The 22,970-nt window shown below is 70.2% G+C and carries 21 protein-coding genes; 12 read left to right on the forward strand and 9 right to left on the reverse strand.

Annotation, left to right across the window (positions count from 1 at the left end):
- Nucleotides 1–23: 23 nt before the first annotated feature.
- From BC793_RS14750 to BC793_RS14770, 5 genes are all read right to left on the reverse strand, one after another.
- The gene (locus BC793_RS14750; protein ID WP_203896221.1) at nucleotides 24–743 is read right to left on the reverse strand and encodes a phosphotransferase; all 720 of its coding nucleotides are present in this window, start codon (nucleotides 741–743) and stop codon (nucleotides 24–26) included.
- Nucleotides 744–788: 45 nt separating this feature from the next.
- Nucleotides 789–1,382, reverse strand: a complete 594-nt coding sequence (locus tag BC793_RS14755; protein ID WP_146246283.1) for a hypothetical protein — start codon at nucleotides 1,380–1,382, stop codon at nucleotides 789–791.
- Nucleotides 1,383–1,478: 96 nt separating this feature from the next.
- Nucleotides 1,479–2,645, reverse strand: a complete 1,167-nt coding sequence (locus tag BC793_RS14760; RefSeq protein ID WP_109593092.1) for an RtcB family protein — start codon at nucleotides 2,643–2,645, stop codon at nucleotides 1,479–1,481.
- A 42-nt stretch (nucleotides 2,646–2,687) separates the two neighbouring features.
- Entirely contained in the window at nucleotides 2,688–3,170 is a 483-nt protein-coding gene (locus tag BC793_RS14765) for a GNAT family N-acetyltransferase (RefSeq protein ID WP_109593093.1), read from the reverse strand.
- Nucleotides 3,171–3,188: 18 nt separating this feature from the next.
- A complete protein-coding gene (locus BC793_RS14770) occupies nucleotides 3,189–4,601 on the reverse strand; it encodes an RICIN domain-containing protein (RefSeq protein ID WP_109593094.1) in 1,413 nt (470 codons plus the stop codon).
- A gap of 122 nt (nucleotides 4,602–4,723) precedes the next feature.
- Here BC793_RS14770 and BC793_RS14775 point away from each other — a divergent pair, with 122 nt between their 5' ends.
- On the forward strand, nucleotides 4,724–5,725 hold the full coding sequence (locus tag BC793_RS14775) for a substrate-binding domain-containing protein (RefSeq protein WP_239170049.1): 1,002 nt from the start codon (nucleotides 4,724–4,726) through the stop codon (nucleotides 5,723–5,725).
- Nucleotides 5,722–6,666, forward strand: a complete 945-nt coding sequence (locus BC793_RS14780; RefSeq protein ID WP_109593096.1) for an inositol-3-phosphate synthase — start codon at nucleotides 5,722–5,724, stop codon at nucleotides 6,664–6,666. Before BC793_RS14775 ends, BC793_RS14780 begins: the two co-directional genes overlap by 4 nt.
- 67 nt (nucleotides 6,667–6,733) lie before the next feature.
- On the opposite strand, the gene BC793_RS14785 is transcribed toward BC793_RS14780, so the two are convergent.
- Together BC793_RS14785 and BC793_RS14790 are read right to left on the reverse strand one after the other, a co-directional pair.
- Entirely contained in the window at nucleotides 6,734–7,825 is a 1,092-nt protein-coding gene (locus tag BC793_RS14785; RefSeq protein ID WP_109593097.1) for a substrate-binding domain-containing protein, read from the reverse strand.
- On the reverse strand, nucleotides 7,822–9,657 hold the full coding sequence (locus BC793_RS14790; RefSeq protein ID WP_109593098.1) for a heparinase II/III domain-containing protein: 1,836 nt from the start codon (nucleotides 9,655–9,657) through the stop codon (nucleotides 7,822–7,824). Before BC793_RS14790 ends, BC793_RS14785 begins: the two co-directional genes overlap by 4 nt.
- Nucleotides 9,658–9,898: 241 nt before the next feature.
- On the opposite strand from BC793_RS14790, the gene BC793_RS14795 reads away from it, so the two are divergent.
- The 8 genes from BC793_RS14795 to BC793_RS14830 all read left to right on the forward strand — a co-directional run bounded on the left by BC793_RS14795 (nucleotide 9,899) and on the right by BC793_RS14830 (nucleotide 18,323).
- Nucleotides 9,899–11,734 (forward strand): DUF2264 domain-containing protein, encoded by a 1,836-nt coding sequence (locus BC793_RS14795; protein ID WP_109593099.1) that lies wholly within the window; start codon nucleotides 9,899–9,901, stop codon nucleotides 11,732–11,734.
- 10 nt (nucleotides 11,735–11,744) lie between these two features.
- The gene (locus tag BC793_RS14800; protein ID WP_109593100.1) at nucleotides 11,745–13,031 is read left to right on the forward strand and encodes an ABC transporter substrate-binding protein; all 1,287 of its coding nucleotides are present in this window, start codon (nucleotides 11,745–11,747) and stop codon (nucleotides 13,029–13,031) included.
- Between the two features lie 53 nt (nucleotides 13,032–13,084).
- Complete coding sequence (locus tag BC793_RS14805) at nucleotides 13,085–13,975, forward strand: carbohydrate ABC transporter permease (protein ID WP_109593101.1); 891 nt, start codon at nucleotides 13,085–13,087, stop codon at nucleotides 13,973–13,975.
- Nucleotides 13,975–14,856, forward strand: coding sequence for a carbohydrate ABC transporter permease (locus tag BC793_RS14810; protein WP_109593472.1), 882 nt, complete (start codon nucleotides 13,975–13,977; stop codon nucleotides 14,854–14,856). Before BC793_RS14805 ends, BC793_RS14810 begins: the two co-directional genes overlap by 1 nt.
- The gene (locus BC793_RS14815) at nucleotides 14,853–15,482 is read left to right on the forward strand and encodes a YesL family protein (RefSeq protein WP_109593102.1); all 630 of its coding nucleotides are present in this window, start codon (nucleotides 14,853–14,855) and stop codon (nucleotides 15,480–15,482) included. The genes BC793_RS14810 and BC793_RS14815 overlap by 4 nt, the downstream gene beginning before the upstream one ends.
- Nucleotides 15,479–16,612 carry a glycoside hydrolase family 88 protein gene (locus BC793_RS14820; RefSeq protein WP_109593103.1) on the forward strand — a complete coding sequence of 378 codons (1,134 nt, stop codon included), beginning with the start codon at nucleotides 15,479–15,481 and terminating at the stop codon, nucleotides 16,610–16,612. Before BC793_RS14815 ends, BC793_RS14820 begins: the two co-directional genes overlap by 4 nt.
- A 12-nt stretch (nucleotides 16,613–16,624) precedes the next feature.
- Nucleotides 16,625–17,449 (forward strand): 5-deoxy-glucuronate isomerase, encoded by an 825-nt coding sequence (gene iolB, locus BC793_RS14825; protein ID WP_109593104.1) that lies wholly within the window; start codon nucleotides 16,625–16,627, stop codon nucleotides 17,447–17,449.
- A gap of 187 nt (nucleotides 17,450–17,636) precedes the next feature.
- The gene (locus BC793_RS14830) at nucleotides 17,637–18,323 is read left to right on the forward strand and encodes an SDR family oxidoreductase (RefSeq protein WP_203896220.1); all 687 of its coding nucleotides are present in this window, start codon (nucleotides 17,637–17,639) and stop codon (nucleotides 18,321–18,323) included.
- A gap of 926 nt (nucleotides 18,324–19,249) precedes the next feature.
- Here the strand turns inward: BC793_RS14830 and BC793_RS14835 are convergent.
- Both BC793_RS14835 and BC793_RS14840 read right to left on the reverse strand, forming a co-directional pair.
- The gene (locus BC793_RS14835; protein ID WP_109593105.1) at nucleotides 19,250–20,203 is read right to left on the reverse strand and encodes a CU044_5270 family protein; all 954 of its coding nucleotides are present in this window, start codon (nucleotides 20,201–20,203) and stop codon (nucleotides 19,250–19,252) included.
- Nucleotides 20,200–21,174, reverse strand: a complete 975-nt coding sequence (locus tag BC793_RS14840; protein ID WP_203896219.1) for a SigE family RNA polymerase sigma factor — start codon at nucleotides 21,172–21,174, stop codon at nucleotides 20,200–20,202. The genes BC793_RS14835 and BC793_RS14840 overlap by 4 nt, the downstream gene beginning before the upstream one ends.
- Here BC793_RS14840 and BC793_RS14845 point away from each other — a divergent pair.
- Nucleotides 21,173–21,664, forward strand: coding sequence for a hypothetical protein (locus BC793_RS14845; protein ID WP_109593107.1), 492 nt, complete (start codon nucleotides 21,173–21,175; stop codon nucleotides 21,662–21,664). The two genes, BC793_RS14840 and BC793_RS14845, sit on opposite strands and share 2 nt — an antisense overlap.
- Nucleotides 21,665–21,909: 245 nt before the next feature.
- Complete coding sequence (locus BC793_RS14850) at nucleotides 21,910–22,542, forward strand: NADPH-dependent F420 reductase (protein ID WP_109593108.1); 633 nt, start codon at nucleotides 21,910–21,912, stop codon at nucleotides 22,540–22,542.
- Nucleotides 22,543–22,970: the final 428 nt, after the last annotated feature.

The raw sequence follows: 22,970 nt of genomic DNA on the forward strand, positions 1-22,970 counted from the left end.
GCCGATCCCGAGACGCCTTTCGGCTACCCCGGCTCCAGCGCCGCCCGGTGCTGCGACGTCCACTCGTGCGCGGCCCGGACCTGCTCGGCGATCCCGTCGTCGCGCAGCCGGATCATCGCCGGGTCACCCGCCCCGGCGGCCGCGAGGATGCCACGCCAGGTGGCTTCCTGCCACCACAGGATCGTCGCGACCAGTTCGTCACGGTCGGCGGCGGCCAGGTCGTATCCGTCGGCGATCACGCCGATCAGCCGTCCTGCCCGGGCCGGATCGGACGTCGCCGGGCCCAGCCCGACGAACTGCCAGCACGCATGGGCCACGTCCTGCACCCGCCGGCCCGGTGCCGCGTCGTCCCAGTCGATGAACGCGACCGGGACCGCACCCCGGTAGACGGTGTTCTTCGGCGACAGGTCGTGGTGGCAGACCACCTCCTGATCCCCGGCCAGAGCGGTCCCGGCGGTCAGATCATGGAACTCGCGCATCAGCCGCCCGACCGCCGCCAGGCCCGGTTCACCGCGCACGAAGGCGGGCACCTCGCCCCACGGCACGGTGCCCTCCAGGAACTCGAGCACATCCCGCCCGCTCTCGTCACCGCCCAGGAACCGCGGTGCCCCACGCCAGCCGGACCGCTCGAAGAACTCCAGCAGGCCGTGCACGAAACCTGGATCCCGTGGCGGTCGCTTCCGCACCGTCGAACCCAGCCGGACCGCCCCCGCCACGAACCCGCCCCGCATCGGCTCCTCCACGACGCCGACCGTACCGCCGTCGCCGGTGCCCGGACCCGGACGGGTTCAGCCGGTGGTGATCGGCTTCGTCAGGAAGACACACGTCAGGGCGGCCTGGGCCGGCTTCCCGGCGATCATCTCGCGGATCTCCGGGTCGTCGGTCTTCGGCATCGTGCAGGATCTGCGGGCCTCGGCGATGACCCGCAGCGCCTCGGCGATCTCGGTCTCCCGCTGCGGGCAGCGGTATTCGACGTCCAGGTGCACGTCGGCCAGGGTGCCGTCGTCGGTGTTGACGGCCACCCAGCCGGCGAACTCCTCGCGGTCCCAGCCGCAGACCTGCTCGGCGACCTCTTCGATCTCGGCGAAACCGGTGTCGGACAGATCGTTGCCGATCTGGTCCTCCAGCGCCCTGCGGTAGCCGTCGGCGTCGTAGAGGGCCTCGGCGACCGGCTCGTTGACCACCGGCCCGGTGGGCGCCGAGAAACCGGCCGGCGCGGTCACGGGTGCGGGGGCGGCCATGCGCAGGACGCCGGCCTCGGCGGCGCCCGCACCGACGGCACCGGCCAGCGCGACCATGACGAGGGCCACGCGGGCACGGCGGGGCATCCGGCGTCGGTGCAGCGCGCGGCGCGTGTGTACGCCCCGGTACCGCTCCTCCATCCGATGCCCCCCTTCGCGTCCGGCGGTCAGCCGTTCCACCAGTCCTTTCGGCCGGGTGGGCGGTGGGCGAAGGGGTTCGGGGCATTTCTCACACGGTCAGTCGCCCTTGACATTGACGATCTGGCGCAGCGTGTGACGGATCTCCACGAGGTCGTCGGCGTCCTTCATGACGACGTCGATCGGTTTGTACGCCTGCGGGATCTCGTCGAGGAACGCGTCGGTGTCACGGAACTCGATGCCCTTCATGGCGGCGCGCAGCTGTTCCCGGGTGAACGTCTTGCGCGCCCGGGTCCGCGAGTAGGCACGCCCGGCGCCGTGCGGCGACGAGTTCAGGGCGGTCGCGTTGCCCTTGCCGGTCACCACGTACGACGCGTCGCCCATCGATCCGGGGATGAGGCCGGGCACCCCCTTCGCCGCGTTGATGGCACCCTTGCGCGACAGCCACACCGTCTCGCCGAAATGGGTCTCCTGCTCGGTGTAGTTGTGGTGGCACTGGACGCGTTCGCGCTGCTCGACGGGGCCACCGACGAACTCGGCGAAACACGCGATCACCCGGTCCATCATCTCGTCCCGGTTGACCAGTGCGAAGTTCTGCGCCCACCGCAGCTCCCGCAGATAGGCGTCGAACTGTTCGGTGCCCTCCTCGAGATAGGCGAGGTCCCGGTCGGGCAGGCTGATGCCGCGGTCGGCGATGAGGGCCTGCGCGACCCGGATGTGATGGCCGGCGATCTTGTTGCCGACGCCGCGGGAACCGGAGTGCAGGAACAGCCAGACCGCGCCCTTCTCGTCGTGGCAGACCTCGATGAAGTGGTTGCCGCTGCCGAGCGTGCCGAGTTGCAGGGCCCAGTTGCGGGCGTACTGCGCGGGGTCGAAACCGGCGGCCTCCGCCTCCGTGGTCAGCCGCTCCACGCGCTGCCGGGCCGAGCCGGTCAGCTTCGTGTTGTAGGCGCCGGCCGACAGCGGGACCGCCCGTTCGATCGCCGTCCGTAGCCGGCTCAGGTCGCCGCGCAGGTCGTCCCGGTGGTACTGGGTACGGACGGCGGCCATCCCGCAGCCGATGTCGACGCCGACCGCGGCCGGGATGATCGCACCGAGAGTCGGGATCACCGAGCCGACCGTGGCGCCCTTGCCCAGGTGCGCGTCCGGCATCAGCGCGATGTGCGGATGGATGAACGGCAGCTGTGACGCCTTCTCGGCCTGGTGCAGCGTCTCGTCCTCGAGGATGCTGGCCCAGCTGATCAGCCGCTCATTGATCTTGCGCATGCCGTACGCCCCCGTCCTGGTATGTCCTCACATACCGTACGGTCAGGGCTTTTCGGTGAGCTCGCGGACGTGCCGGATCCCGTCGTGATCGGCATCGCCGACGGCGACGAACCCGGTGGCGCGGAGCACCGCCAGGGAGGGCAGGTTGGTCGGGCCGGCGCCCGCGGTCAGCCGGGTCAGACCGTAGTCGTCGCGGGCCAGCTCGATCACCCGGCGGACCCCGAGTTTGGCGAACCCGCGCCCGGTCACCCGCTCGGCGACCCGGTACCCCAGCTCGGCGCAGCCGTCCTCGACGTCGAACAGGTTGAACCGGCCCACCACGGCGCCGTCGCCGTCGACCAGCACGTGGAAGTGGCAGAGCCCGGTGTCCTGCTCGGCGAGCAGCGCCGCGTGCCGGTCGCCGAAGTGCGCGAAGAAGTCGTCACCGCGGTCCGCGATGGTGCGCGCGAAGAACTCCCGGTTCGCCGTCTCGAACTCCAGCAGCGCCGTCGCGTGATCGTCCCGAAGCCGCTGGAGTTCGTACACGCCGCCATCCTAGGGGGTTCAGGAGACCGTGCGGGACCACTGCTGGTTGTTGCCGGAGTTGCAGGTGTACTGCTGGATGTCGGCGCCGTCGGCGGTGCTGGACGACACGACGTCCAGGCACTTGCCGCTGTGCCGGGCCTTGAGCTGGTGATAGCTACCGATCGCGGCCCACTGCCACTGCTGGTTGGTGCCGGTTCCGCAGGTGTACTGGATGATGTTCGCGCCGTCGGCGGTCGAACCGGACGCCACGTCGAGACACTTGCCGCTGTGCTGGGCGACGATCTGGAAGTAGCCGTTGCCGGCGTCGCGGAATTCGAAGCGCTGGTTCCCGCCGTTGTTCCAGGTGTACTGCTTGATCTCGGCACTGTCGGCCATCGAGGCGCTGACCACGTCCATCACCTTGCCGCCGGCCCGGTTGGTCACCCGGTGGTAGGTGGCCGGGTTACCGGTGACCGTGCCCGCGGCGGCGTCCACCGTGACCGTCGGATACCAGCTCAGCGACATCGATGTGGAACTGGGGAAGCTGATCGGCAGCCAGACGTAGCGGGAGTCGTTGACCGGGCCGGACCAGGCGCCGGCCCAGCGGTCACCCATGTAGAGGTAGCCGGTGCCGGACGTACCGGTGATCGGCAGGACATAGGCCGGCTGCGAGCCGAAGGTGGTCGAGTCGCCGACGTTCGTCCAGCCCGACCACGGGCCGCTGATGCTGGTGGCGGTGGCGTACTTCGACTGGTTGGGGTTCCAGCCGGAGGTGCCCGAGGTGAGCAGGAAGTAGACACCGTTGCGCTTGAACATCGCCGGCGCCTCCCGGGTCGCGTTGTCCCAGAAGTTGCCGACGACCGCGGAGACCTGGAGGTAGTCGGCGGTGAGACGGTAGATCATCAGGTCGCGGTTCTCGTCGGCAGCGGAGATCATGTACGCCGTGCCACCGTCCTCGTAGAGGGTGATGTCCCGGGACATGTAGGTGCCGAACGGCCGGAAACTGCCGTGATAGGTGTACGTGCCGTCGACCGTCGCCGAGGAGGCCACCGCCGCACGGGCCTCGCCGTAGTCGGCCCCGTTCTCCTTGTGCATCCACATCACGTAGCGCCCGGTGGACGCGTTGTACACGACCTTCGGCCGCTCGATCTTGGCACTGCCCAGTTCGGACGCCGACGACGAGGTGAGCACGTTGTTGCGGAACTCCCACGTGCGCAGGTCGGTCGAGCGGTAGACGGAGACGGCCCGGAACGTGTCGTCGGCGTTGCGATTCTCGCCGAACCAGTACCAGTAGGAGCCGACCTTGAGCACCCCGCCACCGTGCGCGTGCACACCGGCCCCGGACGTGTCGGTGAACTGCACCCCGTTGGTGATCGTGACCGGTGCGGCCTGCGCCGGTGCGGGAAGCACCAGGATCAGCAGGAAGGCCGCCGCGGCGGCGAGAAGTCTCATCCGTAAGCCCCGATCGATGCGTAAGAATGTGCGTAACGTCTTCGTAAACGGTCGGAAACGGTGAAGCCATGGTGCGATCCCGCTCGGTCGCAAACGCAACCAATCGAACAGCCCTGTTCCAGGTGCAGAGACACGAGCGGCTGCTCACCGAGTTGCGGCGCTGCGGCGCGGTCCGGGTCAGTGACCTGGCCCGTGACCTCGGCGTCAGCGAGTTGACCATCCGCCGGGACATCGCCGCCCTGGCCGCCCGCAACCTGTGCCATCGCGTGCACGGCGGCGCGACCCTGCCGGCACCGGCCCGGCCGTCGCCGGCACGCAAGACCGCGTTCACGATCGGGATGGTCGTGCCCTCACTGGACTTCTACTGGCCGCCCATCGTGGCCGGTGCCCGCGCCGCCGGCGCCGCCCTCGGGGTGAACGTGCAGCTGCGCGGCTCCAGCTACGACCCGGAGGAGGACCGGCGGCAGATCAGCCGGCTCGTCGACGCCGGCCAGGTGCAGGGACTCCTGCTGGCCCCCGGCCTGGAGGACGGAGAGGCGGACCGCACCCTCACCTGGATCAGCCGGCTGCCGGTGCCGACGATCCTGGTCGAACGCCAGCCCCGCGGGTGGACGAGCACACCCCGGCGGATCGAGTGGGTACGCAGCGACCACGCCCTGGGCCTGGAGATCGCCGTCCACCATCTGTACGAGCAGGGCCACCGCCGCATCGGCCTGCACCTGTCCGGGAGCAGCCCGACCTCGACGTACCTGCTCCAGGGCTGGCACCGGGCATGCGCCGACCTGGGCATCGCCGACGACGCCGTCAACACCGGCTGGAAGGGACTCACCGGACTGATCGTGCACAGCGACCCGCAGGCCATCATCGTCGCCCGTAACGCGGCCGACCAGGGCATCCGCGTCCCCGACGACCTGGCCATCGTCTCCTACGACGACGAGGTGGCGCACCTGGCCGAACCGGCGCTGACCGCGATCCGCCCCCCGAAGAACCACGTCGGCCGGCTGGCCGTCGAACTGATGGTGTCCCGCCTGCTCGACGGCGACAAACGACCCGCGCAGGGGGTGCTGGTCGCGCCGGAACTGGTGGTCCGGCAGTCGTCGCTGTCCCGCAGGATGAGGGTGTGACCGACAACGTCAGACTCGCCGTCGCCGGGGTGGGCAACAACACCTCGGCCCTGGCCCAGGGCATCAACCTCTACCGCCGTACCGGCAGCCGGGTCGGCCTGAACCGCCCGCTGATCGACGGGATCGGCGTCGGCGACGTTGATTTCGTCGCCGCGTTCGCCGTCTCCGACGCCAAAGTGGGCCGTGACCTGCACGAGGCGATCCTCATCCCGCCCAACAACTACCCCCGCCTCGACGGGGAGTTGCCGCCGGCCGGGGTGACCGTCCGGCGTGGACTCACCGACGCGACGGGTATCGACGCCGTCGCCGCCGCGGTGAAGGACGCCGAGGTGCTGCTCTACTCGGCGCCCAGCGGTCACCCCGGGATCGCCCGCGCCTACGCCGAGGCGGCTCTGCGGGCCGGGGTCGCCTTCATCAACTCGACCGCCGATCCGGTCGCCCGAGATCCGGAACTGCTCGCCCGTTTCGAGGCGGCCGGGCTGCCGTTGCTCGGCGACGATCTGGCCAGCCAGTTCGGCACCTCGGCGCTGCACCCGGCCCTGCTGCGGCTCCTCGCCGACCGCGGGCTCACGCTGGTCAGCTCCTATCAGGTCAACCTCGGCGGCACCGAGGACTTCCGCAACCTCGTCGAGCGCCCGGAAACCAAGAAACGCTCCAAGCTGAACGCCCTCGGCGCTGACGACCGGGTGCAGGTGGCGCCGCTCGGTTACCTGTCACAGCTCGGCTCGCGCAAGGTCGCGCACATCAACATCGAGGCCCGGGGCTGGGCCGGCAGCACGGTCAGCGTCGACCTGAAACTCGAGGCCGACGACCCGGCCGGCGGCGCCGGCGTCAACATCGACCTGATCCGCTTCGCGGCCGGCGCACTCCGGTCCGGCCGCGGCGGTTTCCTCCCGGAAGCCGTCACCCTTCTGAAATCCCCACCGGGTACGGCCACCTGACCCGGGCCGATCCTGAGGCATCCACCCCGCCCAGCCGTTCACGCACCGGCCCTGCTCCCTGTCCGGGTCAGGGGCGGTGCGGTGCGCCGGCGGAGTCGCGGATGCGCAGCGAGGGGCTTATCACGATGCGGTGGGTGGGTCGCTGGGGGTCGGCGAGGCGGTCGGCGGCGAGGCGGACCGCGGCCCGGCCGATCGAGCCGCGCGGGGGGCGGACCGCGGTGAGGGCCGGGCTGAACAGTCCGGCCACCTCGTCGTCGTAGGCGACCACCGACAGGTCGCCGGGAACCGACAGCTGGCGTTCCTCGCACCGCTGGACCAGGGCGATCGCCTCGGCGTCGGCGTGCACGAGCAGCGCCGTGGTGCCGGTCTCCAGCGCCCGGTCGAGGGTCTTGTCGAGGGCGTCCTTGCTGTCCGGTGTGCGGGCGTCGGGGACCTGCTCGTCGACGGTGTCGGTGGCGTCCAGGCCGAGTTCGGCGGCCGCCTCATACCAGCCGCGGTGGATGTGCGGACTGGTCGGGCTGAGGGCGGCCAGGACCACGCCGACCTTGCGGTGGCCGAGCCCGGCGAGGTGACGGACGGCCATCCCGGCGCCCTGCGCGTGGTCGGAGACGACCGACTCGAGGTGGGCGTGGTGCGGGCCGGCGGTGGCGGTGCGTTCCAGCAGGACGACCGGGATGCCGAGCCCGGCCAGCCACTCGATGGTCTGCTGGGCGGTCGGCGCGTCCAGCCGCGGTGCCACGATCAGTGCGTCGACGCCCTGGTCGACGAGCCGGTCGAGCTGGGGCCGGTCGTCCTCGGTCCGGTACGACGAGCCGCGCAGCACGATCCGCAGGTCGAGGTCGCGGGCGGTCTCCTCGGCGCCGCGGGCGACGTGCGGGTAGTAGTAGTCGAGCGACGGCACGAGCATGCCGATGCTGCCGCTGAACAGGTCGTCGCTGTCGCGCTGTTCGTCGCCGGTGGGCAGGGCGACACCGCCGTGCACCCGGCGGACCAGGCCTTCGGAGGCGAGCTGGGCGATGTCGCGCCGGATCGTCACCGTGGAGGCGCCGAGGGCGTCGGTGAGGTCGGAGACCCGCAGCACGCCGTCGCGCTGCAACTGTTCCAGCAGCCGTGCCCGGCGGGCCACCTGCAACGGCCCCCGCTTGTCTGTGTTGCTCACCGTCTCTCCTTCACGGTCAATTCGAGGGTACCGACGGGACCCAGGGTGGTGACGTCGATGTCGAGACGGGTCAGCCGGTCACCCCACACGTCGGTGAGAAGCGGGTCGTCGAGCCGGCGGCTGGTGACCGTGCACGGCCGGTCGCCCCAGGCCACGCTGATGCCGCCGATGTCGGCGCCGCCGCCGGTGAGGGTGACCTCGCCGGCCGCGATCAGGTGGAGCACGGTCCGGCCGGTTCCCGGCAGCAGCTCCCAGGAGTCACGGATCGTGATCGTGCCGGTGGTGCGGTCCAGCCGGGCGGTACGAACCCAGCGGCGCACGTCGTCGCGGGGATAGGCGCCGGCCAGGTCGAGGGTGAGCGAGCCGGCGTCGACGTCGGCGACCACGTCACGGGCCGCGAACGACCGGCCGGCGGCCTGCTCGACACCTCGAATCGACGGCGTGTTGTGCCAGGTGGATCGCATGGTCCAGATCTCGTACCGCCGGGGCCCGAAGGTCTGTGCGGTGTAGGTGGGGCGCCCGGGGTCGATCAGGACCGGCACCCCGTCACGGGCCACGATGAAGCTGCCGACGTCGTTGTGGTTGTGGTTCTCCCCGTTGTGGCCGCCCTTGACGGCCAGGGTCAGCCCGGCGGTGCCGCCCGCGGCGGGCCGGGCCAGCAGGACCTGGGTCGACGGGAACCAGACGTCGCGGGGCAGCGGCGAGGCGGCCGGCACGGCGGCGATCCAGTCCTGGTCGACGACGGCCTGGAGCAGGTAGCCGAGTCCGTGACTCTCGTGCGCGACCGGTTCACCGGGCCGCCGGTGCGCGGCCGCGTGCGCCTCGGCGTCGCGGGCGGCGGAGGTGTGGCGGGCGGCAGAGGCGTCGCGGCCAGCGGAGGCGTCACGGGCGGGAGACGAGGTCTCGGGGGTGGCGGAGGTGTCGCGGGTGGCGGCGAGGCGGGCCAGCCGGTGCAGGGTGTGCCACGGCTGATGCGGTGACGGCCGGGCCGGCCCGTCGGCGTGATTGAGATACCACGGCCCGCCGAGGTGGACGCGGTGCGGGAAGGCGATCAGCTCCGGATCGAGGTCACGGCCGAGCCGCTCCAGGGTCTCCAGATAACGCAGCGCACCGAACCACCAGTAGTGGTAGCCCTCGTCGATGGCCCCGTCCGCGGGCACGGCCGCGGCGTACCGGCCGATGCCCTCGACGACGAGGCCGGTCAGCTGCTCGCGCCGGGCGGGCGAGGTGACCAGCAACGACGTGGCGATCAGGATGTTGCTGTGGATCCACGGGTTCCAGTTGTGCACGTGGCCGTCGAGACCGAGCCAGTGCCAGTCGCGCCGCTCGGTGAACGGCCGCAGCACCCGCCGGTCGACCTCGTGCCGGATGCGGGCGCGCAGCCCCGGGAAGCGCTCGTCGAGCGGGGCGCCGAGCACGTGATCGGTCCACGCCAGATCGGCGGCGACCTCGCCGGCGCCGAGGTCGACGTAGGGATCGGTGACGGTGGGCAGCACCGAGCCGTGCCGGGTGAACGTGTCGTCGTGAGCGGGCCAGCACCAGGTGCTCTGCTCGCAGAACAGGGTGACGCCGTCGGCGACCTCGTCCAGCCAGACCGGGTCGAGGGTGGCGGCGGCCAGCACGACGGCGCGGGCCAGCCGCCGGTGCCGGCCCCAGATCGCCTGCTCGTAGGTGTCACGGTCGCCGTCGCGGAAGTAGCGGGCGAAGTCGCGGGCCAGGGGAGTGGGCCAGGGTGTGCCGAGGGTGGCGCGGGCGCGCTCGGACAGCTCCCGGAGGGTCGGCTCGTCCGCCGATCTCCACACCGGGCGGTCGGTCGCCGGTGGCACGAACATGGTCACCTCCCCGTGATCGAACGCGATCGTATCAGATCACTTTGACCATCCTGTGACGATCGATCCGCGCTGTACGGTCCGATCGGTTAGCTGTTAGTAGTCCTAAACGGCCAGCTCACGGCGTTATCCGATCACTTCTGTCGTTGTCTGAGCGAAGAACTCATTGACATGGTCGATTGTGAGCGTTTTACTTCCCGGAAACCGATCACAGGTACCCGCCCGACCCACTCCGGAGCGTGATGTGCCCCCGCCGAATGCTGCCCTCGACACCCGTGCCGACTGGACCGGGTTCGCCGACCGCCTGCTCGCCGCCGCGTCCCGGCACGCCTCGCCGTCACACGCGCTGATCACCCTGCCCGGTGCCGAGGGCGGTTACGGGCGTGCGATCGACGGCCTGGAGGGTTTCGCCCGCACCTTCCTGCTGGCCGGCTTCCGCCTGGCCGGCGAGCGCGGCCGGGGCCTCGACCATCTGGTGGAGCGTTACTCCGCCGGCCTTGCGGCGGGCACGGATCCGGCCAACCCCGATCGATGGGTACGGCTGACCGAACACGCCCAGGCCAAGGTGGAGGCGGCCTCGATCGCCCTGATCCTGGACATGACCCGCGACTGGATCTGGGACAGCCTGGACCCGGGTGTCCAGGAGCGGATCGTCGACTACCTGTCCCCGGCCGTCGGTGACGCCACCTATCCCCGGATCAACTGGGTGTGGTTCCGCCTGGTCGTGCAGACGTTCCTGCGCTCGGTCGGCGGCCCGTACTCCGCGGCCGAGATGGAGGAGGATCTGGCCACCCACGACACGTTCCGGCGTGCCGACGGCTGGCTGTCGGACGGCTCGTCCCGGGCCTACGACCACTACACCGGCTGGGCCCTGCACCTCTATCCCGTCCTCTGGTCGCGGATGACCGGCAGTCCCGGCCTGCGTCAGGTCGACCGTGATCTGCTCGACCGTTTCCTCAGCGACGCGCTGGCCCTGACCGGTGGTGACGGCTCACCGCTGCTGCAGGGCCGCAGCCTGATCTACCGGTTCGCCGCCGCCGCCCCGTTCTGGGCCGGGGTCCTCGCCGGCGTCCCGTCCCACGCACCGGGCCTGCTGCGGCACGCCGCCGGAAAGGTCGTCGGGCACTTCGTACCGCACGGGGACCTGCTCACTCTCGGCTGGCACGGGCCGTGGCCGCGGCTGGCCCAGTCCTACTCCGGTCCCGGCTCGCCCTACTGGGCGAGTAAGGGACTGCTCGGCGTGGCCCTGCCGGAGGACCATCCGGTGTGGGCCGCGCCGGCCGAGCCGCTGCCGGTGGAGACCGGCGACGTGCTCCGCGCCGTCCGCGCCCCGGGCTGGCTGATCGCCGGTACCCGCGCCGACGGCATCGTCCGCGTCATCAACCACGGCACCGATCACGGCGACGAGGGCGTGCCCGGCGGGGACTCGCCGCTGTACGCCCGGCTCGGCTACTCGACGGCGACCGCGCCGGTGCTCGACGAGAGCGGCTGGACCCACCCCGAGGACCAGTCGGTCGTCCTCGTCGACCCGGCCGGCCGGCACTCGCACCGCACCGGCATGCGCACTCTGGCCGTACGCGTCGAGGGGTCTGTGGGTTGTGCGGGTTCGGTCGCCGACGCGCATTGGCTCGAACCGGACCCGCCGGGCCGCGACCATGGCTCGGGCCGTTCCGGAAAACTCCGCCCGGCCGGGCGGATCACCACATTCTCGCTGGTCCGGGGCCCCTGGGAGGTCCGGCTCGTCCGGGTCGCGCAGGCCGTGCCGGACGCCGTCCGGCTGCGGATCGGCGGCTGGCCCGCGACCAGTGGGCTCGTCTCGCGTCTCACGCCGGTGATCGGCGCGGGCGCGGTGGGCGAGACCGAACACGACGACGCGTCACCGCTCGGCGGCCCGGTCCGGGTGCCGTGGATCGAGTTCCCGGTCACCGAGAGCTGGATCGCCGTGCTCGTCGAGCTGTCCACCGATCCGGCGGAGACGACGTGCCGCGCCGAGATCCACCCGGGGCACGTCCGGGTCGTCTGGCCCGACGCCGTCCTCACCCACACCCGCATCGACATCGACAATCCCGTTCCGACATAGAGGAGTAGAGATGAAGCGCTCCCTCGCCGCTGTCACGGCGCTCCTGCTCGGCATCACCGGCTGCAGCAGCGGCGGCGATGCCGAGGAGTCCGGCCCGGTCACCCTGACCCTGGCCGGGTGGAGCCTGGCGACCACGCCGGAGTTCAAGACCCTCGCCGACGGCTTCAAGAGCTCGCACCCCGACATCACTGTCGAGCTGAAGGAATACGACGCCGCCAACTACGACACCCAGATGATCGCCGACCTGGCCGCCGGCAAGGCCCCGGACGTCTACGTGCAGAAGAACCTGAAGAACTTCTTCACCTACCAGGACGGCAAGCAACTCGTCGACGTGTCCGATGTGGCCGGCAAGCTCGGGCCCAAGGTCGGTGGGCTGAGCGCCTACCAGGTCGACGGCAAGACCTGGGCGATCCCGTACCGCGCCGACTCGTGGGTGCTGTATTACAACAAGGCACTGTTCGACAAGGCCGGGGTCAAGCACCCGGACGGCAGCTGGACCTGGGCCGAGTACGCGACCGCCGCCAAGGAACTGACCACCAAGCTGAAGGCGTCCGGCGACAAGGCGCTCGGTACCTACCAGCACACCTGGCAGTCCACCGCGCAGGGCTTCGCGCTCGCCCAGACCGCCGGGGCGAGCCTGGAGACCGGCGACTACGCGTTCCTCAAGCCCTACTACGAGACCGCCCTCGACCTTCAGACCGCGGGCGCGCAGGTCAGCCTCGGTGACGCCACCACCAACAGCCTCACCTACCAGGCCCAGTTCGGTAAGCAGTCGGCGGCGATGATGGTGATGGGCACCTGGTACATCGCGACCCTGCTCAACCAGCAGGCCAAGGGTGACGCCGACACCTTCGAGTGGGGCATCGCCCCGGCGCCGCAGCTGACCAAGGCCACCACCGGCACGTCGGCGACCCCGGTGACCTTCGCCGACCCGACCGGCCTCGGCATCAACCCGAAGATCAGCGAGAAGAAGATCGCCGCGGCCAAGGAGTTCCTGGCCTACGCGGCCGGTGCGGACGCGGCCAAGGCGCTCGCCGGGATCGGTGTCACGCCGGCCGACAGCAGCTCGGTGGCCGACACCATCTTCTCGCTCAAGGGCGCACCCGGCGACGAACTGTCGAAGTTCACCTTCACCACCCACGACACCAAGCCGGAGAACCCGGTCTCCAAGTACACCGCCCCGCTCCAGAACATCCTCAAGGACCTGCACACCGAGGTCCTGTCCGGGACCACGCCGATCGACGCGGCCATCACCAAGGCACAGGACCGGGCCAAGAACGAGGTCCTGAGCAAGTGAGTCTCCGCGGGCCCGGCACGGGGTCCGGGCCCGCGGCACCTCTAGGAGATCTGATGACGACGATGCCCGTACGACGCCGGCGGTGGCGCAACACCGCGATCGGGCTGAGCTTCCTGCTGCCGAACTTCATCGGCTTCCTGATCCTCACCCTGATCCCGGTGGGGCTGCTCTTCTACTACGCGTTCACCGAGTGGAACGTGTTCGGCGGCGCCACCTGGACCGGGCTGGACAACTTCCGCCAGATGGCCCGTGACACCACGTTCTGGACCGCGCTGCGCAACACCCTCTACTACGCGGCCTTCCACATCCCGCTCACGCTGGCCGTCTCGCTCGGGCTCGCGCTGCTGCTCAACCGCAAACTGCGCGGGGTCGCGTTCTTCCGTGCGGTCGCGTTCTTCCCGTACATCACCTCGATCGTCGCGATCGCACAGATCTGGAACATGCTGTTCAGCCCCGGATTCGGGCCGGTCAACGAGCTGCTGCGGTGGGTCGGAGTGGACAACCCGCCCGGCTGGACCACGTCGGCCGACTGGTCGATGCCGGCGGTCATCGTGGTGGGCGTCTGGCGCGACATGGGCTACTACATGCTGCTGTTCCTGGCCGGGTTGCAGACCATCCCGGGCCAGCTGTACGAGGCGGCCCGGGTCGACGGTGCGTCGGCGTGGCAGCGGTTCCGTGCGGTCACGCTGCCCGGACTGCGGCCCACCACCTTCTTCATCACCGTGCTGCTGACCATCGGCAGCTTCAAGGTCTTCGACCTGATCCTGGTGATGACCAACGGCGGGCCGGGGCAGTCCACGCTGGTGCTGGCGCAGTACATCTTCCGCAAGGGCTTCGAGGAGAACCAGTTCGGATACGCGTCCGCGGTCTCCATCGTGCTGTTCGCCATCTGCCTCCTGGTGACGGTCGTCCAGTTCGTCGTCAACAAGCGCAGGAGCTCGTGATGACCACACTCTTGGTTCCCACGCCCGCGGAGACGGCCGCTCCCGCGGCTCCCGCCCGGCGCCCGTCGCGGGTCTGGCGCATCCTCGGCTACCTCGCACTGGCCGCCGCCGGTGCCGTGGTGCTGCTGCCGTTCTACTGGATGGTGCTGTCGTCACTGAAGGGCAACAACGACGTCTTCACCATCCCGGTCCAGTGGATCACCACCGATCCGGTGTGGAGCAATTACGCCGACATCTGGTCGAGGTCGAACATGTCGACCTGGCTGGGCAACACCGTCGTCCTGTCGGCGGTCGTCACCATGCTCCAGGTCCTCACCGGCAGCTTCGCGGCGTACGGCTTCGCCAAGATCCGTTTTCCGGGCCGGGACGTGCTGTTCCTCGCCTACATCGGCACGCTCGCGGTGCCGTGGCAGTCCTACATGGTCCCGCAGTTCGTGATGATGACGAAGCTGCAGCTCACCGACTCGCTGTGGTCGATCGTCGCGTTGCAGGCGTTCGGTGCGCTCGGCGTGTTCATGATGAAGCAGTTCTACGAGACCGTGCCGGACGAACTGCTCGACGCCGCCCGCATCGACGGGATGAGCGAGTACGGCATCTACCGGCGGATCATGCTGCCGCTGTCGGTGCCGGCACTGGCCAGCCTCACCCTGATCACCGCGGTCACCACCTGGAACGACTACATGGGGCCGCTGATCTACCTGCGCAGCCCCGACCTGTGGACGATCCAGATCGGACTCAAGTCCTTCATCAGCCAGTACAACGCCGAGTACGCGCTGATCATGACCGGCTCGGTGCTGTCGGTGCTGCCGATCGTGGTGGTCTTCCTGCTCGGGCAGCGGTACTTCGTCGAAGGCATCGCGACCACGGGGCTCAAGGGATGAACTTCGGCCGGATCTTCGAGGCCGCCTACACGGCGCTGCTGACGAACCTGCTGCTCGCGATCGCCTGCGCGCCGCTGGTACTGGTCGTCCTCACCACCGACCCGGGACGGACCTGGCCACTGCTCGTGCTGTTCGCGCCGCTCGGCGGGCCGGCACTGGTTGCGGTCTTCGCGGTGCTCCGGGCGTACGGTGACGGTGTCCCCAGGGTCTTCTGGAACGCCTGGCGCGCCTCGGCGCGACGCGCGCTGACCGCCGGGACCGTCGCCACCGTCGCGCTGCTCGTCCTCGGTGTCGACGCGGCCTGGCTCGCCGGGCGCACCGCCGGCGCCGTGCTGCTGCCGGTGATCGCCGTCGTCATGACCCTGATCGTGATCACCACCGTGCTGACGCTCGTGGCACTCGCCGAACAACCCGGCGCGCGGCTGCGCGACATCGCCCGCGCCAGTCTCTACCTCGGCCTGCGCCGCTGGTACCTCAGCCTGTTCTCGCTGCTCGTGCTGGTGCTGTTCGAGGTGCTGCTGGCGGCGCGGCCGGCCATCGCGATCGGTGTCGCGGCCAGCCCGCTGCTCTACATCGTGTGGGCGAACAGCAGGTTCACCCTGACCCCCGACGGAAGGACGACATGACGGCGATCGCCGACCAGACCGGAACTGCCGTGACCGCCGCGCTGCGCACCATCGACGCCAACATCGCCGAGTTCGGTGACCGCTACCCCGACGACACGACCGACAACGACCGCTATCGGCCGCGGCCGGCGAACACCGGCTGGACCACCAGCTTCTGGCCCGGCATGCTGTGGCTCGCCCACGACCTGACCGGCGACGACACCTACCGCAAGGCGGCGTCGGCGCACGTGCGGTCGTTCGTCGACCGCGTCGATCAGGGCATCGACCTGGACACACACGACCTGGGGTTCCTCTACACCCTGTCCTGCGTGACCGCGTGGCGGCGGCACCGCGACCCGGAGGCCAAACGGGCCGCGCTGTCCGCCGCCGATCATCTGATGCGGCGCGTGCTGCCGTCCGCGGGGATCATCCAGGCGTGGGGCGATCTGGCCGATCCGCGGCAGCAGGGCCGCACCATCGTCGACAGTCTGATGAACACGCCGCTGCTCTTCTGGGCCAGCCGGACCAGCGGGGACCCGCGGTATGCGGCGGCCGCCCGGCGGCACACCACCCAGCTGCGCGACCACATCCTGCGGCCGGACGACACGACGTATCACACGTTCTACTGGGACCCGGCCACCGGCGAACCGCTGCGCGGGGAGACCGAGCAGGGCAGCGCCGACGAGTCGTGCTGGGCCCGGGGGCAGGCGTGGGGCATCTACGGCTTCACGCTCAATCACCAGTACACCGGCGATCCGACGCTGCTCGAGGCGGCGATCCGGTGTGCCGACTACTTCCTCGCCCACCTGCCCGACGACGGGGTGGCCTACTGGGACCTGATCTTCACCTCCGGTCCTGAGGAACGCGACAGCTCGGCGGCGGCCATCGCGGTCAACGGGCTGCTCGAACTGGCGGCCCACGTGCCGTCGCCGCTGGCTGATCACTATCGGGCGTCGGCCGGGCGGATCCTGCGATCGCTGATCGACGGCTACTCGACTTTCGACCGCCCCGGCTCCAACGCACTGCTGCTGCACGGTGTCTACGACAAACCCAAGGCCGTCGGAGTCGACGAGGGAAACCTGTGGGGCGACTACTTCTACCTGGAAGCCCTCGCCCGCGTCACCCGGCCCGGCTGGACCCACCCCTGGTAAGGAGCACCACTGATGGACTACAAGTACCACTGCTACATCCCGGCCGCCGACGGGCTGAACACGCTGCCCTTCAACCCCTGCTCGCTGCTCGACCTGCAACTGCTCCGACTGGAGGCGGGCGAGACCTGGTCGGGATCGTCCGGAGACCGCGAGATCCTGGCCGTGATCCTGGGCGGCACGGCGAACTTCACCGTCGGAGGGTCGAAGTTCGCCGCGGTCGGCGGCCGGGCGGACGTGTTCAGCGGCAAACCCCACTCGGTGTACGTGCCGATCGACTCGGACATCACGATCGAGGCGGTCAGCGCGGTGGAGATCGCCCTGCCCAGCGCGCCGAGCGACCTCGTCACCGAGCCGTACGTCATCGAACCCGGCGCGGTGGCGTCCGGGCGCTGGGGCGGGGCCAACTTCGGCCGCGACTACCACCAGATCCTGACCGAGATCGCCCAGCCGTCGCTGCCGGCCCGGCGGCTCATCGTCGGCGAGACCTACACGCCGTCCGGCAACTGGAGCACCTATCCGCCGCACCGGCACAAGACCGACAACCTGCCCGCCGAGGCCGCGCACGAGGAGATGTACTACTTCCGCGTCGCGCCGGAGGGTGGCTTCGGGATCTGCCGCCTCTACACCGACGAGGGGTACGAGGAGAACTTCACCGTCCGCGACCACGGCGTCCACATGATGCCGGAGGGGTATCACACGGTGGTCAGTGCACCCGGCTACACCACGTACTACCTGTGGTTCCTCGCCGGGACCCAGCGCACCCAGGGCGCCCACGAGGACACCACCCTCAGCTGGGTCGGCAAGACCGTGCCCACCCTGCGCGATCTGGGCCTCTGACCGTGATCGTCACCCTCGCCTGCTCGTGCAGGCCCCGGGTCCGTGACGCTCGTCCGTGGGGGCCCCGCCTTCGTGACGCTCGTCCGTGGGGGCCGCGCGCTCGTGGCGCCCGCCCGGGAGGGCCGCGGGTTCGTTGCGTCCGCCCGTCGGAGCTCGGGGTTCGTGGCGCCCTGCCGTGGGGGGTTCGGTGATCCTGGACAGCTTCCGCCTGGACGGGCGGGTCGCCCTGGTCACCGGCGGCAACCGTGGCCTCGGCCGGGCGTGTGCTGATGCCCTGGCCGAGGCCGGTGCCTCGGTGATCGCCGTGGGCAGCCGGGAGCTGGATCTCGCCAGCGCCGACCTCCACGCCTACGTGTCCGAACTCGATCAGATCGACATCCTGGTCAACAACGCCGGGATCATCCGCCGTGCCCCGGCTGTCGAGGTCACCGCCGAGGACTGGAACGACGTCCTCACCGTCAACCTCGACGCCACCTTCCAGCTCAGCCAGGCCGCGGGACGCCGGATGATCGCCCAGGGCCACGGGAAGATCATCAACATCGCGTCGATGCTGTCCTTCCAGGGCGGTATCCGGGTGCCCGCCTACACCGCCAGCAAGCACGCGGTCCTCGGTCTGACCCGGGCACTCGCCAACGAGTGGGCCGGTTCCGGAGTCAACGTCAACGCCATCGCCCCCGGCTACATGGAGACCGACAACACGGCCGAACTCCGCGCCGACCCGGCCCGGGCCCCCACCATCACCGACCGCATCCCGGCCGGCCGCTGGGGCACCCCGGACGACCTGAAAGGCGCGGTCGTCTTCCTCGCCTCCGACGCCGCACGCTACATCCACGGGGCGGTCCTCCCGGTCGACGGAGGCTGGCTCGCCCGCTGACCGCAGCCCGGCCCTCACCCAGCCTGGCCGGGACCGCAAACCTGTCCGCTCATCGACCCGCCTGGCCTTCGGCCGCAGGCCTGTCCGGTCGTCGGCCCGTCTGGCCCTCGGCCGCAGGTCCGTCTGGTCTTCGACCCGTCTGGTCTTCGGCCGCAGGCCCGTCCGGTCGTCGGCCTTTCGGGCGCGGTAGGTCTGGAGACCTGGTCACGCCGACCCGCGATTCTTGGAATTCCGGCACACCGTCATGGCGGAACCCTCCACATTGCAGACCCTGGCTCCGGAAGTCCTCACAGAGCTTCTAGGGCCGGGGTCTGATGGGTGCCCAGGTCACTAGCGCGGTTCGATGGGTACCGGGCTCCGGGTCGGGATCTGATGGGTGCCCAGGTCACTAGCGCGGTTCGATGGGTACCCGGCTCCGGGTCGGGGTCTGATGGGTGCCCGGGTTTGGGCCGGGGTGAGATGGCTGCCCTGCTCAGGGTCGGAGTCTGACGGGTGCCCGAGCCTGGGCCGGGGTCTGATGGGTGCCCGGAACGACGACGGGAGCGCACGATTCGCGATCGTGGGCGCTGACCCTCGGTATTGCCGTGATGGGATCGCACGATCGGTCCTACGTGCGCGTTCGTCTTCGCCATCACGAGGACCAGGCCTCACGATCGCGCTGCGTGTGATTTCACTGTCGCTGCCGTTCGGGCTAGCGAGGGTCGGTTCGGCAGACTGTTGGTCCGGTCGTGCAGCCGACAGGGTCGCCCGGGCGGATCCCGCCCACGCTCGACCCTGCCGGCAGTGACGCTGGCGAACTATCTACCGCTATAAAACCGGCGAACTACCACTGGGAAGCTTCCGGAGCCATGGTTGGTCATTGGTGACCGCTCCTCGGCGGCGTTCCTCCGGCGGCGTTCCGCTGGAAGGGTCGCCACCGGAGGCGGTCACCGGGCTGGTCGGTCGCCGACCTCGTTGACGACCGCCTGCTCGGTGGTGTCGAGGTCACTGCCGAGATAGGCATACGTCTTCGGGTCGAAGACCCACATTGCACGGTATTTACCGAATGTCCAGGTCACCCCGGTGCCGGTACGGCCGGCCGCGTCCACCGCGTCGTCCACCACCGTGATCCCGGGAATGCGGGCCGCCGCCTGGAACAATGCCGCCCGTTGCGCGGGCCGCAGATACCGCGAGGAACCCAGCGTCCACATGTCCTTGGCGATGCTGTTCGTCTTGTTCTCCGCAGGTGCGTCGTCCTGGTGCGCGTTGGAGAGGTTGAGATAGCGGGCCATGGATTCCGCTTCCTCCGGCAGATCGGGCAGATAGGCGGGGTCGGCCTCGCACGGCCCGCCCTGATCCGGGCCGGAGACGTAGCGGCCGTCCCGGCAGCCGGGGAACGCGAACCGGTCGATCTCGCCGCCCTGCACGTTGAAGCCGAGACCGTCGCGGGTGCCGTCGATCGAAAACCACCGTTCGGTGAGGATCCGGCCGTCGCGGCCCACGGTGCGGGTGTAAAGGAACTGGCCGGGATCGGGCAGCACGTCAGCCGCCTTGGCGGCGGTGCCCGCGGCCAGATCCAGGACCTGGGCGACCGGGCGCATCGACAGGCGGGTGCCCGGCCCGTAGCCGGGAGTCGCCGACAGTGTCCCCGGCGCCCGGACCGGTTCGGTGGGTGGGGACGCCACCTGTGGGAAGGGCACCGGCTCGGGTGCGGGCGGCCACACCGCGGTCGCCGCCGCGATGACCGCGACGACACTCGCCGCCAGCGCCCAGGCGCCGGTGCGCAGCCGTTGGGAACGGGCCGCACGGCGGGTGCTCGTCACCAGGTCGGCTGCTCGCGGGGCAGCATCTGCCTCGGCGGCGAACAGGTCCCGCAACTGCTGCTCGATCAGGTCGCTCATCGCTCCTCCAAGGCGCTTTTGGCTACGGTGATCGGCCCGGCCACCAGTGCGGTCGCCGAGGTTTCCACCCCGGTTGTGGTTCGTTGCGCGGGTGTGATGTCCGCGGGCGTGATCGCTTGTTTCGTGAGCGGGGTGTCCGCGGAAGGGGCCGTTCGTTTCGTGAGCGAAGTGTCCGCGGAAGAGGTCGTTCGTTTCGTGAGCGCGGTGTTCGGTGGCGTGGTTCCGCGTCTCGCGGGTGTGATGTCCACGGACGTGGTCTCCCGTTTCGTAATGGGAATGTCCTCGGAAGTGGCGGCTCGATCCGCCGGTGAGCTGTCCGCCGGCGCGGTGGCGGGCGGTGTCGTGGATGGAGTGACTGCCGGAGGGATGGCTCGCCCACGTTCCGCGCCGGATGCCGGCTCTGCGGCGTTGCCGCGGAGCGTGGCCAGTGCGCGGGAGGCGGTCGCCCGCACCGAGCTCTCGGTGATGCCCATGGTCTCGGCGATGGCCGCGTCGGTGAGATCGGCGTAGTAGCGCAGCACCAGAACGGTCCGCGCCCGTGGTGCGAGACCCGCCAGCATCGTCCGCAGATGATCGCGTTCGACCAGGGCGTCGCTCGGGTCGGGCAGCAGACCGGCTGCGGCGTCGTTCATCTCGCTCGGGCGTTCCGTGGTCCAGCGGCGACGTCGCCAGCTCAGGTGCGCGTTGACCAGCACTTTTCGCACATATGAATCGGGTCTTCGGGCGGCCGCCACTTTCGCCCAGTTGCGATACGCGTCGACCAGCGCCGTCTGCGCCAGATCCTCCGCGTGCTGCCGGTGTCCGGTGAGCACGAAAGCCAGTCGCATCAGCGCCTGGCCGTGCTCGGCCACGAAACTCTCGAACGTCATGCCCGCCTCATCGGTTGCCATCATCCCGAAGACGCACCGGCGGACCGCCTCCGCTGCAGCCGCCCGGAAATTGTCGGGGGGTCCTGCCATCATCGGCGGCATGGAGATCCTGGCGGGTGAAGGTGTGGCGATGGTCAAGGTCGGCGAGAGCCGTGACGTGGTCGAGAGCCGCATCGGTGCACCGATGCATCCGGGGCGGTCGAGCAGGGCGGTCTACGACACCGACCCGATGCTGGTGATCACCTATCGGGAGGACGAGACGGTCGAGCTGGTGGAGATCGGTTACGGCGGCGAGGAAGTGTTCTTCGAGGGTGTGCAGCTGACCTACCGGTTCATGGACGACGTGGTCGCCGAGTTGGCCGCCGGCGGGCACCGGGCGGTGCCGTTCGACATCGGGTTCTCGTTCGAGCCGGGGTTCGCGATCTTCTCGATGTCGTCGCTGTCGGCATCGGAGCTCGATCCGGAAGCGTCCGCCGACGACCCACGCCGGGTCGTCGAGGGTGTGTCGATCGCGCCGTTCGACTACTTCCGCGAGCCGACCCAGGAGGAGATCGAGGCGTATGTCCGCGGTCGGCAGGCGGCGTCGTCGTAGGTGCGGTCTGCGGCTGCCGGCGCACCCGCGAAAAGCCACGCGGACACGGATCGCAGGGCCGCGGAAGCACAAATCGCAAGGGCGCGGAAACACGGAATGAACCGCCGCGGAGGTACGGATCGCACAGCCGCGGAGATACGGGTCGCATGGCTGCGGACGTAGGGGTCGCACGGCCGCGGACGTACGGAATGAACGGCTGCCCCGAATAGTTGGGTGACACGTCAACTACTTGGGAGGGCTCGATCATGACGACCATCGGCATTCTCGGCGCGGGCAAGCTCGGTACCGTGCTGGCCCGGCTTGCGGTCGCCGCCGGCTATCGGGTGCTGATCGCGGGTTCCGGTGATCCGGCGAAGATCGAGCTGATCGTCGGGGTGCTGGCTCCGGGCGCGATCGCCGTCACCGCGGCCGAGGCCGCTGAGCAGGCCGATGTCGTGGTGCTGGCGCTGCAGCTCGGCAAGTACCGGACCGTTCCGGCGGCGGCGTTGCGCGGCAAACTCGTCATCGACGCCATGAACTACTGGTGGGAGGTGGACGGCATCCGAGAGGATCTGCGCTCCGACACCAGTTCGCTGGTCCGTGACGCCCTGCCCGGTGCACGCGTCGTCAAGGCGTTCAACCACATGGGCTACCACGTCCTCGAGGAGGAGGCCCGGCCGGCGGGTACACCCGGGCGCAAGGCCATCGCGGTCGCCGGTGACGATCCCGCCGACCTGGCCGCCGTCACCGCGATCGTCGACCGGATCGGCTTCGACCCGGTCGAGGCGGGCGCGCTCGCCGAAGGCGTCCGGATGGAGCCGGGCACCGACCTGTTCGGCTCCAACAGCGACGCCACCGAGGTCCGCGCGATGCTGGACCGATACCGAGAGCGGGTTTGACCTGCTCACGGCCGAGGCGCCGCCCGGCCCGCGCCGTCGGGCCCGCGCCGCGCGGCCCGCGGCGGTCGAATGATGGCGGTCGAGGAGAAAGCGGGCGACGGTGATCGACGACTGCGAGCGGAGACGGCGATCACTGCGGCCGGTTCCACAGAGCCCGAGCGGTGGCTGGGCTGGGCGGTGGCCAAGCCGAGACGGCGGCTGGACCGGGGCGGCTCGACCAAGGCGGCGGCTGGACCGAGGCGGCGGCTGGACCGGGGCGGCTCGACCAAGGCGGCGGCTAGACCAGGGCGGCGGCTGGACCAGGGGGCAACTGGACCGGGACGGCGGCTGGGTAGGGACAGCGGCTGGGCCGGGGGGAGCGCCCGCCGGCACGGTGGCCGGTTGCCGAGGGGGAGCGTAGGCACGAGGCGTCGGGTGGCCGTACGACA

Source organism: Actinoplanes xinjiangensis, from assembly GCF_003148685.1.
Taxonomy (GTDB): domain Bacteria; phylum Actinomycetota; class Actinomycetes; order Mycobacteriales; family Micromonosporaceae; genus Actinoplanes; species Actinoplanes xinjiangensis.